General features: G+C 58.7%; 15 protein-coding genes. 3 read left to right on the top strand and 12 right to left on the bottom strand.

Going from position 1 to position 16,779, the window contains the following annotated elements:
- Positions 1-71: 71 nt before the first annotated feature.
- Positions 72-965: a glycine betaine ABC transporter substrate-binding protein gene (locus ACO77H_RS15835; RefSeq protein ID WP_432754243.1), complete on the bottom strand. Its 894-nt coding sequence runs from the start codon at positions 963-965 to the stop codon at positions 72-74.
- A 47-nt stretch (positions 966-1,012) separates the two neighbouring features.
- Positions 1,013-2,176 carry an L-dopachrome tautomerase-related protein gene (locus ACO77H_RS15830; RefSeq protein ID WP_432754242.1) on the bottom strand — a complete coding sequence of 388 codons (1,164 nt, stop codon included), beginning with the start codon at positions 2,174-2,176 and terminating at the stop codon, positions 1,013-1,015.
- Positions 2,177-2,492: 316 nt separating this feature from the next.
- On the opposite strand from ACO77H_RS15830, the gene ACO77H_RS15825 reads away from it, so the two are divergent.
- Complete coding sequence (locus tag ACO77H_RS15825; RefSeq protein WP_432754241.1) at positions 2,493-3,452, top strand: AMP-binding protein; 960 nt, start codon at positions 2,493-2,495, stop codon at positions 3,450-3,452.
- A 92-nt stretch (positions 3,453-3,544) separates the two neighbouring features.
- Positions 3,545-4,978 carry an FAD/NAD(P)-binding protein gene (locus ACO77H_RS15820; protein WP_432754240.1) on the top strand — a complete coding sequence of 478 codons (1,434 nt, stop codon included), beginning with the start codon at positions 3,545-3,547 and terminating at the stop codon, positions 4,976-4,978.
- On the opposite strand, the gene ACO77H_RS15815 is transcribed toward ACO77H_RS15820, so the two are convergent.
- From ACO77H_RS15815 to ACO77H_RS15775, 9 genes are all read right to left on the bottom strand, one after another.
- Entirely contained in the window at positions 4,952-5,884 is a 933-nt protein-coding gene (locus ACO77H_RS15815) for an ornithine cyclodeaminase family protein (protein ID WP_432754239.1), read from the bottom strand. The two genes, ACO77H_RS15820 and ACO77H_RS15815, sit on opposite strands and share 27 nt — an antisense overlap.
- Before the next feature lie 7 nt (positions 5,885-5,891).
- Complete coding sequence (locus ACO77H_RS15810) at positions 5,892-6,428, bottom strand: MaoC family dehydratase (protein ID WP_172311605.1); 537 nt, start codon at positions 6,426-6,428, stop codon at positions 5,892-5,894.
- Positions 6,425-7,288 carry an HpcH/HpaI aldolase/citrate lyase family protein gene (locus ACO77H_RS15805; RefSeq protein ID WP_172311603.1) on the bottom strand — a complete coding sequence of 288 codons (864 nt, stop codon included), beginning with the start codon at positions 7,286-7,288 and terminating at the stop codon, positions 6,425-6,427. Before ACO77H_RS15805 ends, ACO77H_RS15810 begins: the two co-directional genes overlap by 4 nt.
- 1 nt (position 7,289) lies before the next feature.
- On the bottom strand, positions 7,290-8,456 hold the full coding sequence (locus tag ACO77H_RS15800; protein WP_432754238.1) for an MFS transporter: 1,167 nt from the start codon (positions 8,454-8,456) through the stop codon (positions 7,290-7,292).
- A gap of 43 nt (positions 8,457-8,499) precedes the next feature.
- On the bottom strand, positions 8,500-9,684 hold the full coding sequence (locus ACO77H_RS15795; RefSeq protein WP_432754237.1) for an aminotransferase class I/II-fold pyridoxal phosphate-dependent enzyme: 1,185 nt from the start codon (positions 9,682-9,684) through the stop codon (positions 8,500-8,502).
- A gap of 143 nt (positions 9,685-9,827) precedes the next feature.
- Positions 9,828-11,087 carry an efflux RND transporter periplasmic adaptor subunit gene (locus ACO77H_RS15790; RefSeq protein WP_169953057.1) on the bottom strand — a complete coding sequence of 420 codons (1,260 nt, stop codon included), beginning with the start codon at positions 11,085-11,087 and terminating at the stop codon, positions 9,828-9,830.
- Positions 11,077-12,558 (bottom strand): TolC family protein, encoded by a 1,482-nt coding sequence (locus ACO77H_RS15785; RefSeq protein ID WP_170041253.1) that lies wholly within the window; start codon positions 12,556-12,558, stop codon positions 11,077-11,079. The genes ACO77H_RS15790 and ACO77H_RS15785 overlap by 11 nt, the downstream gene beginning before the upstream one ends.
- The gene (locus ACO77H_RS15780) at positions 12,551-13,750 is read right to left on the bottom strand and encodes an ABC transporter permease (protein WP_432755763.1); all 1,200 of its coding nucleotides are present in this window, start codon (positions 13,748-13,750) and stop codon (positions 12,551-12,553) included. Before ACO77H_RS15780 ends, ACO77H_RS15785 begins: the two co-directional genes overlap by 8 nt.
- Positions 13,747-14,454, bottom strand: coding sequence for an ABC transporter ATP-binding protein (locus ACO77H_RS15775; RefSeq protein ID WP_169953061.1), 708 nt, complete (start codon positions 14,452-14,454; stop codon positions 13,747-13,749). Before ACO77H_RS15775 ends, ACO77H_RS15780 begins: the two co-directional genes overlap by 4 nt.
- Before the next feature lie 354 nt (positions 14,455-14,808).
- Between ACO77H_RS15775 and ACO77H_RS15770 the strand changes: the two genes are divergently transcribed.
- The gene (locus ACO77H_RS15770; protein ID WP_057445041.1) at positions 14,809-15,564 is read left to right on the top strand and encodes a TetR/AcrR family transcriptional regulator; all 756 of its coding nucleotides are present in this window, start codon (positions 14,809-14,811) and stop codon (positions 15,562-15,564) included.
- A gap of 142 nt (positions 15,565-15,706) precedes the next feature.
- Here the strand turns inward: ACO77H_RS15770 and ACO77H_RS15765 are convergent, their stop codons facing one another.
- The gene (locus ACO77H_RS15765) at positions 15,707-16,771 is read right to left on the bottom strand and encodes an FUSC family protein (protein ID WP_169953063.1); all 1,065 of its coding nucleotides are present in this window, start codon (positions 16,769-16,771) and stop codon (positions 15,707-15,709) included.
- Positions 16,772-16,779: the final 8 nt, after the last annotated feature.

Here is a 16,779-nt window from a genome sequence, read left to right as displayed (position 1 = left end):
CGTGGACAAAGGCTTGTAGCCCGCCCGTGGCGAATTCAGAATGCGTGAAGTGCATCGAAAGACGCGCCTGTTCAGGCCAGCGGCGCCAACCAGCCACGCAAGGTTTGAGGGTGCCTTGCCAGCCAGTCGCTCGCGGCTTCGTCAGCCGACTGTTCGCCACGATTGAAGGCATCGTCGAGCTCGGCAACGATGGTGTTCGACAGGCGAATATTGTCCAGCACCTGGATCTCGGCGGTCGTCAGCAGCGCCAGGCGATCCTCGCGCGCCAGCAGCACGGCGCGGTCGACGCTGCCGAGCAAACCCTTGGGGTCCTTGAGGTCGCGGATGTGATAGCGATGATGCAGGAACTGTGGATGCCACAGCGGGACGATGCCCCATCGCCGCTGGCGATACAGGGCCTCAAAGGCGTCAATGCAATCATCCTGGGTGCCTGTACGGAACAGGTACCCGGCGCGGCCCAAGCCGTACTCGTCCATGATTTTCAGCGAGAACCGGGTAATCCCGGCGCCTGGCCCGATGCCCTGGATCAGTGGGTTCATCCGGGCGCGGACTTGAGGTTTGAGCAGGTCCTCGATGGAGGCCACTTCGTGCTCGTTCACGTAGTCAGGCACCCCCCACAATGCATAGGGCTCGTAATGCAGGCCCAGTTCACGGGTAGGCGTCACCGCGTCGATCGTCTGCTTGTAGATCCCGTGGCTGAAAGGAATCCAGGCTGAGGCAATCATGTCGATCGTGCCTTCGCGCAGTCGCTTGAAGTTGTCTTCGTGCAGGGCATATTGGCGCTCCACGGTCAGCCCCATGTGTTGCATGACCTGCGCGACTACCGCTGCAGTAGCGCGGTGGAACGACAGGTCGGTGACGCCCAGCCGTATACGCCGTGAGCCGTTGGCGATGTTGGCCCGGGCGAAGTCTTGATGGGTCACGGGCAGTTTTTTACCCGGACGCCTTGGTGTGGTTTTACCCATGGTTGTGCCTTCACGATGATGAGCGGGGAGAGGGGCTGGTCCGTTGCCTAGCGCGTGGGTGCCGGCGCCGCGTCAATCTTCACCCGCAGCAGGCTGTAGGGTTTCTGGCGCAGATCCTTGCCTGCGTGAAAAATGCCCTGGCGATGCAACTGGTTGGCCATGAAATACAGATAGCCGTCGGGGCCGATCGACAGGGTGTCGGGCCAGAGCACACGCGGGTCGTGGACGATGGTCTGCCACTGCCCATTCGCCAGGCGTTTGCGCACGCTGTTGTGTTCATAGTCGCCGGCATAGAGGGCTCCGGAAGCGTCTGCCTCAAGCCCGTCGGAGGCACCTTTTTCGCCAAGGTCCTGGACTGCCATGTCGAGCCGCGTTTCGCTGACCGAAGGATCCCGCAGGAGCGCGGTCGGTACCGAGTACAGATGGCGGCTGGACAGCGGGCAGAAGTACAAGGTCTGGCCGTCAGCCGACAGGGCGATGCCATCGGACGCTACTGCAAAGGGCCGGGTGCTGCCGTCGGCGTTGCGAACCTGCAAGACCTGGCCTTCGACCTTGGGTACGAAGGTCGGGTCTACGGAGGTCGAGGTGGCGCCACTGAGGCGGCGAATGGCGGTACCGCTGGCAATGTCCATGACGATGATCGCCCCGGGACCGCTGAGCGAGGAGTCGGTGATATAGATCACGCCTTCGTCCCCCACCCGAAAATCAAAGCGCATGTCGTTGACGTAGGTGCTGGGCAGCATCACGTTTTTCGGGAAGACCAGGGTCTTGACCACTTTATTGCTGGCCAGGTCGACGGCCACCAGCTTGGCGCCGCCTGGGGTTGGCGATGCGAAGCCGGGGGCGGCAGTATCCAGGATCCAGATACGCCCGCGACCATCGGCCACCACACTTTGCACGCTGATAAAACCCTTGGCCGGGTCGTTCGGGTTGGCCTGGTTCATCGCCAGGTCAGGATAGGGCACGACCTTGCCATCGCGCAGCTCCGCGACGGTAAACGGCACGGCATCGCCCCATCGTGGAAAATTGACAAAAATCCGCCCGTTTTCGGCAACGCTGACGCCAGTGGGCATGGCGTCGTGGAAAGCGAACACCTGCTCGATGACGCCAACGGTTTGTTCACTGGGCAACGATGAGCGCTGGGCCGCATGGCTGTCGAGGGCAATCGTCAGGGCCAGGGCCGACCAGATAAAGGGGTGCTTGAGGTGCATGAAGAGCTCCAGGATCAGCAGGTAAGGGCGCGTTGTGGCCCATGGTGTGCGTTCCCGGCATGTGGAAAAAGCCACTAATGGCGCTAACAGTTTCATCGCAATCGAGAAAGTGCAGGTGTTGTTTGCCAGCCAACAGTCAATCAACAGTTTGCTGGTTTACGGGGCAGTGGAGTGTTCACGGGGCCATTGCGATGCAAGGATTCAAGGGGTTTTCAATCTTGGCGTAACTCCTGCAACGGAGCTTGCCTGGCTGTTTAACGCAAGACCGCGGAGCACGGACCACCGCACGCGCCTTCCAACGATAGGAGCAGTCCCTATGAGCGTGCATAAACTACGACCAGCGCAGGCTGTGAAATGGCCCGCCGAGTGGGTAGCGGGCCTGCCCGAGGCCCTGGAGCAATTGCAGCGCTGGGCCCAGGTCCGCCCGTTGCACTGCGCGTTGCGCCACAAGCGGCATGGCCGGTGGTATGCCTGGCGCTGGATCGATGCCCTGCGTGATGTGGAGCGCCTGGCCGATGGGCTGCGCCAGCACGGGTTTGGCGAGTATTCGCGGTTGGTGGTGAGCGGGCCCTTCGAGCCCAATCTGTTGCTGCTAGCCCTGGCGGCGCAGGCCATTGGCGGGCAGGTGTTGACGCTGTCTGACACCCTGGAACCCAGTGCGCTACACGGGCAAATCTGGCGGGTGCGCCCCAGCCATGCCTATGTCCCGGACCGTCAGCAGTTGCAGCATTGGCTCATGGTCGTTGGTAGCAGCGCCGCCCCGCAGGTGTTGATCAGCGATCAGCAAGTGCCTGGCAGCGAGGTGGTTGGCTTCGCCCGGCTGATCGGCCCGGTGGAGGCGCTGCAACGCCTGAATCGTTGGTGGCAGCCCAGCGGCGAAACCGCGTTATGGAGCGAGGAGGGCACGCACTGGCAAGGTGGCCTGGCGGTGCTGTTCGAACAATGGCTCAACAGCGGCCAGGGCCTGGCTTTTGCGCAAAGTCCCGGCTCTGCCCGGCGTGACCGCAGCGAGGTGGCGCCCACCGGTTTGCTGTTGTCGCCGGCCAGGTTGCAGCACCTGGCTGACGAGATCCAAGGCAGCCTTGAGCCCCGCAGTACCTGGCGCCGGCGCTTGCACGACTGGGCCCTAGCCCACCCGCAGAGCGGCCTGCACCAGTTGATCAGAAACCAGCTGCGACGGCGCCTGGGTTTGCAGCGGTTGCAGTTTATCTGGCAGGCCTCCAGTGTGCGCCAAGGCGGTCAATGGCTGGATGAACTCAAACGCGATAGTGCATGATCGGGCAATGCGTCACACGGCGGCGTCCCAGGTGTTGGGCGCCAGGCAATTGGCATGATATTTATCCGGGCATACGGTAAGGGCGCATTTACATGAGTGAAACCGAACGCGGACAGGCGACAAAGGCCATCCGCAACGCCGATGTGCTGATCATCGGTGGGGGGCTGAGCGGCACGATGCTGGCCGTGCAGTTGCTGCGTTTGCCTGGCACCCGGCAGATTCTGGTGATCGAGCCGCGCCCGGAGCTTGGGCGCGGTGAAGCCTATAGCGCGGTGGAGCTGGGACACACCCTCAATGGCAACGCGGCGCGCATGAGCGTGGACCCGGACAACGCCGATGACTTGACCCAGTGGTTGACCGAGTACATCGCCGCCGGCGGTTGGCCAGAGTCGGACCAGCAACAGGTGCCTGTGAGCGAGCTGTTCCCACCCCGGGGGATTTTTGGCCTGTACGCGCAGCAGCGCCTGGCGCAGGCCCGGGCGGGGTCGGCGTCGACGGTGGAGCATGTTCGCGCCGAGGTCGTCGACGTGCAGGTGGAGCCGGTGGGTGTGCGCCTGACCCTGGATGACGGCCAGCAATTGCGCGGCGCCCAGGCGGTACTGGCCACGGGGATGTTCCCCGCAGCGCGCACGCCACAAACCCAATCCAGCGGCTTGAATGCGGCGGCGGTTGACCCGTGGGATGTGCAGGCGATGACGCAACTGGACCCCCAGTCGACGGTGCTGATCATCGGCTCCGGCCTGACCATGGTCGATGCCGTGGTGTCCCTGGAGCAGGCCGGCCATCGCGGGCCGATCGAGATCTTTTCGCGCCATGGCCTGTTGCCCCATGTGCGCCGACAACCACCGGCCTGGGCGGATTTTCTCGCTGAAGATCACCGCCTGCGCAGCCCGCTGCAATTACTGCGGGCAGTGCGCCGTCAATGCCACAGCGCCCAGGCCCAGGGCATCGACTGGCAAGCGCCACTGGACACCGTGCGTGCCCATATCGGCCGTTTGTGGAGCCAGGCCAGCGAACGCCAGAAACGCCAGTTCGTGCGCCATGTGCGGCCCTGGTGGGAGAGCCATCACCATCGCTCGCCACCCCTGAGTGCGGCGTTAGTGGCGCGGTTGCACGAGCAAGGGCGCCTGCGGATCCACGCGGCGTCGTTCCTGGGCCTGGAGCCCACAGTAAACGGCGTGGTGACCCTGCGCCTGCGCCGTCGGGGCGAACAGCACATCACCCACGTCAGTGGCGCGGCGTTGATCAACTCCAGCGGGATCGAATATGACTGGCGCCGCGTGGCCCGGCCTTTGCCCCGGCAACTGCTGGCACGCGGCTTGATCAAACCCGGGCCATTGGCGTTGGGGATCGCAGCGGATGCCTCGGGGGCAGTGCTGGACGCGCAGGGAGTGGCCAGTGAGCGACTCTTCGCCATGGGCCCACCGCTGCGTGGGATATGGTGGGAGAGCACGGCGGTGACGGATGTGGCAATCCAGGCCAAGGCACTGGCATGTCGTTTAGGAGCCTCCGCTTACCACCTTTAGCTTCTTCAGGATTGCGATGCAGATGCACGCGTCCTGAAAAGCCGTCCCGACCGAAGAAAAAATCGTGGTCTCGCGTTGGTGAACGGCATACTGGCTGTTCAGCATTTGAGCAATGGATATTGAGTTTTGGTGATAATCCCCAGCCTCTTCAATTGCAGCTTTTCGATCCTCCACCATTAAGATCGCCCGGTGCAGAAGCTCCAACGGGAACTCACGCGACACCAGTGTGTGCTTGCCTATCGCGTTTATATGGGCGCCCTTTGCTACGTCGCAGGCAGAGAACAAGGGGGCTGCGCAAGTGGTCGCCGTGCAGATGATGTCGGCGCCTGAGACTGCCTGGCGCACGCTATGGTGGCTGATGTATTCAATCTCACGGACGAACCGGTTTTTTGCGTCAGCTATAAAACGCTCTGTACTTGCCTGGCTTGTAGAGCAGACGGCCACCTGCTTTACCTTTCTGACGCTCAACACAGCCTCAAATACCGCCATTGCCTGAGCACCTGCGCCGATGACGGCAACTTTTTTGGAGTGGGCCATTGCCAGCAAATCAGTCGCCAATCCTGCAGTGGCACCGGTGCGTAGAGCGGTTATGGCTGCTGCATCCATTTGGGCTTTTATCTGCCCTGTAGCGCCATCTTGTATAACAATCACTCCACCTATAGATGGTCGTCCATAGGCTTTGTTGAGCAAGTGATGAGATACAATCTTCACCATAAATAGATTGTGAGCGTGAGAGTAGTAGGGCATTACTCCAAATGTTGCATGTTTTTCCTGGACTCTCACGATAGTTCGCGCAGGGTTGTTGTCGCTTGAACTGCTGTATGACCGATAGTTTTCACGGAGTACGTCAATCGCCTCTTCCATACTGATGGTGTTTTTTATCAAAGACTCATCGAGGATTTTCATAGGCCACTCACCCCAAGGGTACTTGGTCGAGAGCAATCAGAAAGCTGCGCTCGTAGGATAAACATATTTGCCCGTTGGCCTTGAGCCCTTTTGTCCGGACCGTAACTATGCCTTGCCCGGGGCGACTGGCGGAGGGGCGTTTGTGGATGACTTCGCTTTCTGCGTACAAGGTATCGCCAACAAAAACCGGGGCTATCAGACGGACATTATCCCAGCCCAAATTGGCAATTGCTTTTGCGCTCGTGCTCGCCAGGCTCATCCCGCCAACAATTGAAAAGGTCACCAGGCTCGATACCAGTATTTGTCCAAATTCGGTGTGCTTTGCATATTCTGCATTGATGTGGGCGGGGTGGTTATTCATACAGATTAACGACATCCAGACGTTATCCGCTTCTGTCACCGTGCGGCCTGGCCGGTGTTCAAATATGTCGCCAATGATAAAGTCTTCGAAGCCAAGCCCATGATCCTCACGATAGCGTCCGGGACCGACTTTGGTTAGTTTACTTAGTGCCTTGCTGCCGGGGAGCGATTGATTGATGTTCATGCTGGCTTCCTATTGGTTCTTGAGAGCGATTCGTTAATTGCCAAAAGCCTGCGGGCCATGATTTCGAAAGGAGGGCCGAGCATTTCCCCATCTAAGGTGGATATTGCTGTTGTTGGTTCGGCTGCTTCGAGGCATTTGATAATGGCTCGTGCTTTTTTCAGTTCGATTTCTGTCGGGGTAAATAATCTATTTATCAGTTCTACCTGAGTTGGATGAATGGCAATTTTCCCCGAATAGCCAAATTCTTTGGCCAGTTCGATTTCTGCTCTCAGCGCTTTTTCGTTGTTCAGTTTGAAACAGGGCGAGTCAATGACCATTAGCCCCATGCTGAGGGCGGCGATGGCTATATCGCACTTGATTTGGGTAAGTGCGCGCTCTGCAATTTTGAAATTGATCTCTGATGAGAGGTCAGCACTACCTAAAATCAAGCCGCGCAGGCTTGTTCTTTCATTGATAATGGAGTCGATGCAGCGCAATCCTTTTAACGTTTCGATGATTGCAAAGGTTTTTACTCGTTGGCCAGTAGCGCATGTCAATTCATTAAGGACTTTCAGTTCGCCGGCTGACTCTACTTTGGGGATGATTAAATATTCGGGGGTGATGTTGTGGTCCAACAAGAAAACCAGGTCTCTGATGCCTTCGGATTTGGTGAGTGTGTTAACTCTTATCGCTAGATTGCGTCGGTTGCGAATAGAGTGGTCCAATGCCAGCAGTTGCTCGCGTGCAAATTGCTTTTTGCACATGGGGACTGAGTCTTCCAAGTCCAGTAATACGATGTCGGCTTTAGATTCAATGATTTTCCGTTCTATATGCTTTTGGCTCGCGGGCATGCATAGCCAACTTCTAGTCAATGTGTCCATATCAAGCCTCTCTTTTCAGAATGAGAAGTGCTGTGACTACACCAAGTCCACTGAGGCATGCCGTGAGCAGTGCCACAGTTTGAATACCGTAAGGGATAAAAAAAGTCGCAAGAGCGCCAAATGTTAATGCTACCAATTGTTGCAGGAAGCTAAATAGCATCATTGGATTGGCGCCGGGTAACCCGTTTACTGCCATGGCTGCTGTACATGGGTAGAGCGTCGCCTGGGCGTACCAAATAACCAAGTAGCCGCCAATAACCAAGTGGATTGACATGTTTTGCCAGGCGGCCAAAAACAACACGCTGCTCGAGGCAACTAATAGGCAGGCGCCAAAAATTGATAATTGGCAAACACTGACAGCACTCAAGGCTCGCCTTACCGTGAATGCACCTAAGTAATAAGCCAGCCCCAGCCACAAGCCGAAGGTGCCATAGTCGGCGCTATTCCAGCGGAAGTTTGAATGAAATACATACGCCCCGATACCTTGATAGACAATAAAAATCCCATAGCCGCAGCCTCCTAAAATGACGGGTAGATAGAAGCTGGGCTGGGTTGCAATGGCATAGTATTTCGGCGTTAATGCGGATTCTTTTGCCAGTGTGTCCAGTTTGTAAAGGTGGCTGCGTATGATAAGCGCTAGTGCGCTGATAAGTATCACTGCGATGATCATTAGGCATGGCAGCGCAATCCAGTTAAGGCTAGACACCAGAAAGCCGCCCACTACTTGCCCGCCGATAAGTGCAAGAATAAATGAATAGGATAATACAGACAGGTTTTTCGCAAGGGCCGCCCCTGATGAGATGTCCGTTAACAGTGCCCTGCCGATCAGAGCACCTCCACCAGCACCTAAACCTTGCGTGAATCGGGAGAAAAAGAATGCCTCGGGGCCAAAACTGAATAAAGATAGTGCGCTACCTATGAGTAAGATTGCGCAGCAAACGAGAACTGCAGTGTAGCGCCCGAAACTGCTAATGAGGCGTGACATAAAAGCTATCGGTAGTACAGCGCCACCCAAATAAAATAGTAGGATTTTATAACCCTTTGCTTCTTCTATATTTAGTTGCGGGGCGAGTTGGGTTGTTGCAGGTATATACAGTGTTACACCAAGCTGGGCGATTATGGTCGTGCAACATGCGAGAAGGAGTACCCGCTGGGTGGATGATGACATGTAAATTCCCTTTATTACGACGTCCTAAGGTACGGGGTTGCATCTACAGCATTGAGTTTACCGCTGTGCAAAACTGTTTTAAGTCGTCTGGGGCCAGGTTTGCCCTGAGCATGACGCGCAGGCCTGGAGTTGATCTGGGAACGACAGGGTAAAATAACGGTGAGGTATAAAACCCAAGCTTCATGAGTTTTGTCGCAGTGGTGATTGCATGTTGCTCATCACTCATGGGAATCAACCTGATAGGTAATCCATCTCCTGCCAAGGTGGTCTTGATGTGGGTGTCGAACAGTTGGATATTGGTCGTCAATTTGTTTTGCAGGCGTTGAAGTTCTGTGGATTTATGTATTTTTGCGGACGCGATGATTGCACCCAAGCCAGCTGTGTTGATTCGTTGGGACCAAGAGAGAGGGCCGCCAAATCGCAATAAGGCTGATTTGCTAATCGACGCATCAAAGAAGATCGCCCCGCCAGATGCACCAAAGCCCTTGTTCAATGATGCAATTATCATGGTATTGCTGTTGAGTGCGCCCATTGTATTGAGAACTAATCCGCAGCCATTTACGCCCTGTGCCGACAGGCCATGAGCTTCGTCATACAGAACAAATAAGCCGTACTTGTCTTGCAGGGTCATTAGTTCCGATATATTGGCGCATCCTCCCGTGCTATAGACGCCATCCGCGATGTAAGCAACCCGTTGCTTTTGCTTGCAGCAGTCTTCCAGGAAGTTCAAGTCATTGTGCGGTGCTGTCATGACTTCGGATTCATCTGCACAAACGGCCTTCATCAAGCTCAAGCAGAAGTGTGCGGATTGGTCAAAGACCATTAGCGGCGGGATATTTTGTGTAAATACACCTGCAGCAAGTAAAGGAAGCATTGCTGCGGCGGCTGAAGCGCATGAGACCGTCGTCAGCACCTCGACGGAAAACAGATCTGATAGTGCAAGTTCTGCCTCTTCCAATAGAGGTAAACAAATTCGAACGCGGGAAGTGGAGGAGTTTAAGGTTTGCGACGAGTCTAGTGCAGTTATTGCGCCCTTCAAGATTTCGATATTGGAGTCCAGACCAAGGTAGGAGTAAGAGCACATGTTTATGAATTTGTGGTCATCGACTTGCATGAAACCGTCACCGAGGTTATCGGCGACAATTGCGCTCATTCGGGCTTCTTGTGTTCGACTCCAAAATAAATCACCGCCGGCCAGCATTTTTTTGATGTTTGAATAACGATTCATATTGCGCACCTGTCGCCCAAGGCAAAACGGATGACCATACTTTTCTAAGGAGTATTTTTTTACAATATGTTATGAGGCGGTAATTTTCCTGTATTTGCGTAGGCAAATTCCTCAAATGTTTTTCCGGCACCGTGCACAGGGCTTCACAAGCCCGTTTTGATAAACCCAGGCTTGAGCCCGAACACTTCCACCCCTTGGGCTGTCGATTGTCCCGTGGTGATTTTCACCCGCTCCACCGGCTGGTTCATGGCAGCCCGATATTGCACCGAAAGTCCGTCGTCCCCCTGGCTGATCGCCTGGGCCGGCACGATGATCGCCTGGGCATTGTTGTAGGTCACGATGGTCAGGCGTGCGCTCATGCCCAGGCGGACCCTTTGCAGCTGTTTCTCAGTCAGTTTGGGTATGGACAAGGTCACCGGGAATTGCGCACTGCCCTGGCTGTCATTGGCGATCGCCAGGCCGCTGACCACGCTGACTGAGCCGCTCAGGCGCTCGCCATCAAACCCGTCGCCCATGACTTCCACCGGCTGGCCCTGATGCAGCTGGTTGATATCCAGTTCCGAGACTTTGGCAACGATTTTCAGGCGTTCGATATTGGCCAACCCGAACAGCACCTGGCCCTGGCTCACCTTGCTCCCCGCCTGTACCGGCGCGTTGTTGCTGGCGCCGCCTTGGGGGGTGGAGCTGCCCGGTGGGGGCACGACGATCCCGGAAAACGGCGCCTTGAGCTCCTGGCCGTCGAGCAGTTTGCGCAGGGCTTCGTACTTGACCGTGGCATTGGTCAGCTCCATATCCGCAATCTGGCGGTACTCGCCCTTGCCCTGTTCGAGGGCCGTTTGCAGTTCACTGCGCGCGGCGATCAGATCCAACTGTTGCTGTTGGGCCTGTTGCTTGAGGTCGTCCAGTTCGTTGCGCGGGATGATGCCGCGCTTGAACAGGCTGTCGCTTTCAACCAGTTTGCGCTGGGTGTTGTCGGCACTCATTTGCGAGGTGCGCAGGCTGCGCCGGGCGCGGCTGACGGTGGGGCCGCTGTCCCAGTCCTGCATTTCCTGCACGGTACGCCGGGCCTTGAGCTGCGCGGAGAGCGCTTCGCGCAGTTGTACTTCCAGGGTGGCCGGGTCCATGCGCAACAGGACCTGGCCGGTTTCGACCCGCTGACCCTCTTGCACCAGGTTGGCTTGCACGTTGCCATCAAAGGGCGCGGTCAGGATGACGGTGGCTTCCGGTTCGATCTTGCCGACTAGGCCGATCTGATGCACCAGGACGTCGCTCTTGACCTCCTGCCATTGCTCGGCCGTAGCGGTCTGGTTGGCGGCGGGCGTTGTGCGACTCAGCAGTACGAATCCGCCCGCGCCCAGCAGTATCAACAGTCCAGCGCCCAGCAGGGCTTTTCTAGTAGTCATTAAGGGCAATTTCCCAACTTTCCAAGGTCATGCCCAGCGTCAGGTCGAGCTGGGTCTGCGCATTGAGGTAAGCAATCAGGGCGTTGAGACGGGCGTTCTCGGCGTTGCGCAAGTCCGCTTCGAAGCTCAGCACCTGGAAGTTGGTGGAGCGCCCGGCGGCGAGTTTGTCGCGCTCGATCTCGATCTTGCGCCGGGACAGGTCCACGGCCCGCTGGGCAATTTCATACTGGCGCCAGCGGGTGCCAAGGTCGCGTACCACGTTATTGACGCTGCGCTCCAGTTCCTGGCGCGCGTCGGTGATCAGGATCGCCTGGTTTTCCACATCGACCCGTGCGCGGACTTCGGCCTGGCGGGTACTGATATCGCCGATGGGAATGCGCACCTGGACCCCGGCGTAACTGTCCCAGCGGCGGTTGCTGGTGCTGCCGGCGTCGTTGTCCGTGTTGGCCCGGATCTGATTGGCGCCGCCCACCAGGTCGACCTGCCAGCGCCCGGAATCCTTGGCCAGTACCAGGTTGAGGTCGGCCTGTTGGCTGCCCAGCAACGCCTGGAGATATTCGGGCTGCTGGTTTTGCGCGAGGTTGAAGGCCTCGCGCTTGTCGATGTCCATGCGTGTGGCTTCCAGGGCTTCGGTGGCACGGATCGGGGTCGCCAGGTCCAGGGCCAGCAGGCGCAGTAACGCCAGGCGGCTCATGTCCAGCTGGTTCTGGGCTTCCTCGACCCCCAGTTGCTGGGAGGCGATGTCGGCCTCGGTCTGCACGATTTCGAACTCGGCCATGCGCCCGGCATTGATCAGTGCCTTGTTTACGTCCAGCAGGGTGTTGGAGCGCTTGAGCGCTTCCTGGGTGATGCTCAGTTGCTCCTGGGCACGCAGCAAGTCGCGGTAGGTGGCGATGATCTGGCTGATGGTCTGTGCGACGTTGGCCTTGAGGTTCAGGCGGTTGGCCTGCTCGGACAGGCGTGACAGGCGCAGCGGGGCGGTGGTGGCGTCCCAGCCGGCGCCGCGCATCAGCGGCTGGATGATGGCCAGGTCCAGGCCATCGCTGCGGTAGCGTCCGGCGCGGTTGGCGTTGTTCAGTTGCTGGGTCCAGCCCATGCTCAGGCGGGTGCCGTACTCGCCGAGCAAGCTGGTGGTAGGTGACAGGTTGGCATTGCGGGCGCGGTCGTCGCTGCCTTGGGTGGTGCGGTAGGTACTGTTGAGCACCAGCTTGGGGTTGAAGGCATCTTCGGCCACCCGCAGGTCGAACTTCTGTGCCACCCGTTGCAGGTACGCGCTGCGAATCGCCGGGTTGTTGCGCAGGCCCAGGTACACCGCGTCGCCCAGGGTCAGGGTAGTGAGCTGGGCATTGAGCGAGACACTGCGCTCATAGCCGCTGCGCGTGGTGGTCGGCGCTGAAGGGCGGATCACGATATCGGCGGCCACGCAGGGCAGGCTCACCAGGGCCATCAGCCACAACAAGGGCTTATTCATCGCGCAGGGCCTCCACCGGCTGCAAGCGTGACGCCGAAACGGCCGGGTAGATCCCAAAAAACAACCCCACCAGCAACGTACTGCCCACTCCCAGGGGCAGCGCCAACACAGCCAGGGAAAACTGCCAGCCCGACAGCCAGGCGTATAGATAGGCTGCCCCCATGCCCAGTACCGCGCCACACAGTGCGCCGACGGCGGTGAGGGTGACGGCTTCGAGCAGGAACAGGTTGCGGATGTCGCGCTGGCGAGCGCCGAGGGCCATGCGGATGCCGATTTCCCGGCGGCGTTCCGAGACATTCATCAGCATCACATTCATCACGCCGACCCCGCCGCCCACCAGGGAGATGGCGCCCAAGGCCAGCAGCAGATAGGCGAATGTGCGGCTTTGCCGGGTCATGCCGTCGATCATTTGCTGGGGGATCTGGATCTCGACGGTGTGCTCCGTGAGTTGCGCGCCCAAGGCCTTGGTGGCGCCTGCCGCGATGCGCTCCATGTCCTGGCCGGCTGCAGCGCGCAGGACCACGCTGCCGACCTGGGGTGAGGAATAGATGCGCAGCATGCCTGGGGCAGGGATGAACAGTGACTCGTTGGTTTGCACCGGGATCAGCATCGACCGTGGCTGGTTCTGCAGGATGCCGATGATGAGGAACAGATAGTCGTTGACCCGCACCCGGTCGCCCAGGCGCAACGGGTCACCGGGCGCGCTTAACGCCTGGGCGATCTGGTCGCCGATCACCGCGAAGGTTTCGCCGCTGTCGAATTCGGACAGGAAGCGCCCTTCACGCAGCACCAGGCGCATGGCGTCCTTGAGACCTGGGGTGCTACCAACCAAGCCGGCGTTGGTGGTGCGGCCATGAAAGACGACCGGCCCGCTGAACGAGGAAATCGCGCCGATGTGGGCGATGCCCGGCACCGCCTGGCGTACGGCTTGCAGATTGAGGCGGGTGGGCATATGCGCGGTGCTGTTGCCCTTGGGTGGGAACTGCGCCACCAGGGTGTCGGTGCCCATGTCCTTGAAAATCATCGCCGCATCTTCGGCGGCGTTATGCCCGATATTGATCAGCGCGACCACCGATGAACTGCCGATGACGATCCCCAGCAAGGCCAGGATCGAGCGCTTGCCAAGGGTTCGCAGGCTGACAAATGCTTCATGCAACAACTGGCTCAGGCTCTGTTCGACCCGCAGGCTCATACGCATTCAGCCTCATGGACCACGCCGTTGCGCACCAGGATCTGGCGCCTCAGGCGTGCGGCGATATGCGCGTCGTGGGTGACGATGATCAAGGTGACACCCTGCTCGCGGTTCAGGGCCAGCAGCAGGTCCATGATGTCCTGGGCGGTGTGGCTGTCGAGGTTGCCGGTGGGTTCGTCAGCCAGAATCACCGCCGGTGCGCCTACCAGCGCCCGGGCAATGGCCACCCGCTGGCGCTGGCCGCCGGACAGGTCGGCGGGGCGGTGGTGGGCCCGTTCGGCCAGGCCTACCTGCTCAAGCATATGCAGGGCCCGCGCCACCGATTCCTGGCGCGACACGCCGCGATAGGCCAGGGGCAGGGCGACGTTGTCCAGGGCGCTGAGGCGCGGCAGCAGGTTGAAGCTCTGGAACACAAAGCCGATCTGTTGGTTGCGGATCGCGGCCAGTTGATCTGGCGTTGCGTGGAAAATGTCATGGTCGGCGAAGCGATAGGCGCCGCAGTCGGGCAGATCCAGCAGGCCGAGGATATTGAGCAGGGTGCTTTTGCCGGAGCCCGAAGCGCCGAGGATGCCGCAGCTGTCTCCACGGGCGATGGACAGGCTGACATCATTGAGAATGGCCAGGTGCTGTCCGGCCAATTGATAGCTTTTACCGATGCCTTGCAGGGAAATAAAGCCTGGGAGCGTTGGGGTATCTGTCATCATGACTACGCCTTGCGCTGCGGCAATCCGACCTGCTCCTGAAAATTTTTGTAACATCTTCAGGGCCTGCGTGGCGGCTGCCAACAGCTGGTTTTTATTCTTGTTTTAAAAATATTGTTTGAATAGTAACCGTGATCCAGCGGCTTCGCCAGCCACAGAGATAGAGCGGTTTTTCTGTTGGTAGAGCCGATACCGGTGGCTTGAAAACGCCCGGGCCAACCCTTGGCAAACCGTTGCGAGGGTAACCATCAGTGCGTTTGGATAGTATGGTGCAGTGTCACTACTTGCTTTCGAGCACCCGCCCCGGTATAAAAAATCAAATTTTTTTTTAAAACATATTTCCCCCGTGGAACTTATATGGTCGCGAAGAAACTCAGCGCTCCAAATGTAACCAAGACTCGACTGCTGGATGCGACAGAGGCTCTCTTCATCAAATACGGCTACGACGCCGTGTTATTGCGGCAAATCACTGAGAAGGCTCAGGTCAACCTCGCCGCTGTAAATTATCATTTCGGGGACAAGGACTCCCTGATGAAAACATTACTCATGCAACGCCTGGAGCCGCTCAACGAGCAGCGCCTGGAATTGCTTGCCCGCTGCGAGGCAGAGTCTGACGGCCCGCTCGATTGCGATACCTTGCTCGGCGTGCTGTTCGCCCCGGCCATGGGCCTGGAGCGCAGTGATCCGGCCAGCGGCGAAGGGCGCTCTTTCATCCGCTTCCTTGGCCGGGTCTATAGCGATACGTCGCCGTTTATCCAGGAATACCTCAAGGTCCACTACCAGCCGGTGTTCCAGCGCTTCTTTGAAGCCTTCGCCCTGGCACTGCCCGACCTGCCGCGCAATGAACTGGGGGTGCGCCTGCAATTTGCCTTGAAGGCGATTTCCGGGGTGATGGCCGGCACCGAACTGCGCCTGCTGATGAACTCCATGAGCCTGGGGCGCCCCGCTACGGATGCGGAGGTGATGGCCAAGCTGATCACGCTGGTCTCGGCGGCCATTCGTGTACCGCAGCAAAGCCCGGAAGCCGAAACGGCGCTGGCGCGGGTGCTTGATACCCAGCGGGCGATTCGTGGCCAGTCCGCGCTGCCGGCAACGGGCAAAGTCGCGCGCTGATCAAATGGCACGCAAAAAAAAGCCCGCTGGGGCGGCGGGCTTGATATGCAACGTTTGTAACGGATGAGGCTTCACAGTACGTCTGCGGATGTGAATAAAACGTGAAAAAAATGTGGATCCAATATTAATTCACAACGTTTTTTCAGATCTTCCACGCCTTGGCGCTTTTCGCCAACCGGGCGTGCATCGCGTCGACATTTGCCGCCAGTTGCGCGGTCAATAACCGATAGCCATCCAACGCGCTGTGCACTGGAGCCTCCAGGGGGGCTTGAGGATCAGGCGCAGCAAGGTTGGTTCGTTCCAAGCGTTGCGTGGCTCCCGATTGCAGGGCCCGCGCCATCCCGATCAACTGCACGCGAATCTGCCGATGCTCGGCCTTGAGTGCCAGCTGCAAGCGCGCCATCGCCTGTTCATCCCGTGGATCGGGGCGCGTATTGCCAAGTATTTCCAGGGTGCTGATGCACATCCGCAGGTGGCGTTGGATCGCATCCAGCTCGGTCATGGAAATCCGCACCTCCTTGGACACCGAGGGCATCAGCGAACGCAGTTGCAACATTGCCGCATTCAAACGATTGAGCAGCTTGAGATGCTCATCATCGGTAACCGATTGGCCACTGATGATCCGGCTGTAGATCGCGGCGCAATCGCGCAGGGCGCTGGCCAGGTTGTAGCGCCAGGAATACACCGCATACAGCGGCAGGGCGAAGGAAAACGCCAGGGCCAGGGCAATGCCGATCAAAATGTCGACTGTACGCCACAGGCCATCGGACAGCGGGTTATCCCCGTGGCCGGCGACGATAAATACCGTGATCCCCGATAGCAACGCGGTGTACCCACCCTTGCCGATGGCGTGATAGGAAAAGAAGCCACACACCACCGACATCAACAGGTACGTCAACAATGGCTGGCCGAAGTACGCCTGTTGCGCTACCAGCAACAGGCCCACACTGGCACCGATCAGCGTGCCGTAGGCCCGTTCCACGGCTTTCTTGCCGATATTGCCGTGGTGCTGCAAGCCGCCAATCACCACCAGCATGGTCACCGAGGCCCATTCACCATGGGGCAGGTTGATACCGGTGGTCAGCAGGATGGTCGCAAGCAGGCCGATGGAAACCCGTACGGCGTGGATCAGTTTGGCATGGCGATAGCGGCGATACGGGTCGAGCAGGGGCCGCAACAGGCGGCGGGCGAAGGGCGGCAGATTCATCGGGCTTA

The organism is Pseudomonas sp. WMBT8 (assembly GCF_050916005.1).
Taxonomy (GTDB): domain Bacteria; phylum Pseudomonadota; class Gammaproteobacteria; order Pseudomonadales; family Pseudomonadaceae; genus Aquipseudomonas.
Note: the sequence above shows the minus strand (reverse complement) of the source record. Positions and strands in the feature narration are given on the sequence as shown.

Bases quoted from the DNA above. Each gene is read 5' to 3' on its own strand.
- ACO77H_RS15780 (WP_432755763.1), bottom strand. From the start codon at position 13,750: ATGAGCCTGCGGGTCGAACAGAGCCTGAGCCAGTTGTTGCATGAAGCA.
- ACO77H_RS15795 (WP_432754237.1), bottom strand. From the start codon at position 9,684: ATGAATCGTTATTCAAACATCAAAAAAATGCTGGCCGGCGGTGATTTA.
- ACO77H_RS15825 (WP_432754241.1), top strand. From the start codon at position 2,493: ATGAGCGTGCATAAACTACGACCAGCGCAGGCTGTGAAATGGCCCGCC.
- ACO77H_RS15835 (WP_432754243.1), bottom strand. From the start codon at position 965: ATGGGTAAAACCACACCAAGGCGTCCGGGTAAAAAACTGCCCGTGACC.
- ACO77H_RS15820 (WP_432754240.1), top strand. From the start codon at position 3,545: ATGAGTGAAACCGAACGCGGACAGGCGACAAAGGCCATCCGCAACGCC.
- ACO77H_RS15810 (WP_172311605.1), bottom strand. From the start codon at position 6,428: ATGAACATCAATCAATCGCTCCCCGGCAGCAAGGCACTAAGTAAACTA.
- ACO77H_RS15815 (WP_432754239.1), bottom strand. From the start codon at position 5,884: ATGAAAATCCTCGATGAGTCTTTGATAAAAAACACCATCAGTATGGAA.
- ACO77H_RS15785 (WP_170041253.1), bottom strand. From the start codon at position 12,558: ATGAATAAGCCCTTGTTGTGGCTGATGGCCCTGGTGAGCCTGCCCTGC.
- ACO77H_RS15775 (WP_169953061.1), bottom strand. From the start codon at position 14,454: ATGATGACAGATACCCCAACGCTCCCAGGCTTTATTTCCCTGCAAGGC.
- ACO77H_RS15830 (WP_432754242.1), bottom strand. From the start codon at position 2,176: ATGCACCTCAAGCACCCCTTTATCTGGTCGGCCCTGGCCCTGACGATT.
- ACO77H_RS15800 (WP_432754238.1), bottom strand. From the start codon at position 8,456: ATGTCATCATCCACCCAGCGGGTACTCCTTCTCGCATGTTGCACGACC.
- ACO77H_RS15790 (WP_169953057.1), bottom strand. From the start codon at position 11,087: ATGACTACTAGAAAAGCCCTGCTGGGCGCTGGACTGTTGATACTGCTG.
- ACO77H_RS15765 (WP_169953063.1), bottom strand. From the start codon at position 16,771: ATGAATCTGCCGCCCTTCGCCCGCCGCCTGTTGCGGCCCCTGCTCGAC.
- ACO77H_RS15805 (WP_172311603.1), bottom strand. From the start codon at position 7,288: ATGGACACATTGACTAGAAGTTGGCTATGCATGCCCGCGAGCCAAAAG.
- ACO77H_RS15770 (WP_057445041.1), top strand. From the start codon at position 14,809: ATGGTCGCGAAGAAACTCAGCGCTCCAAATGTAACCAAGACTCGACTG.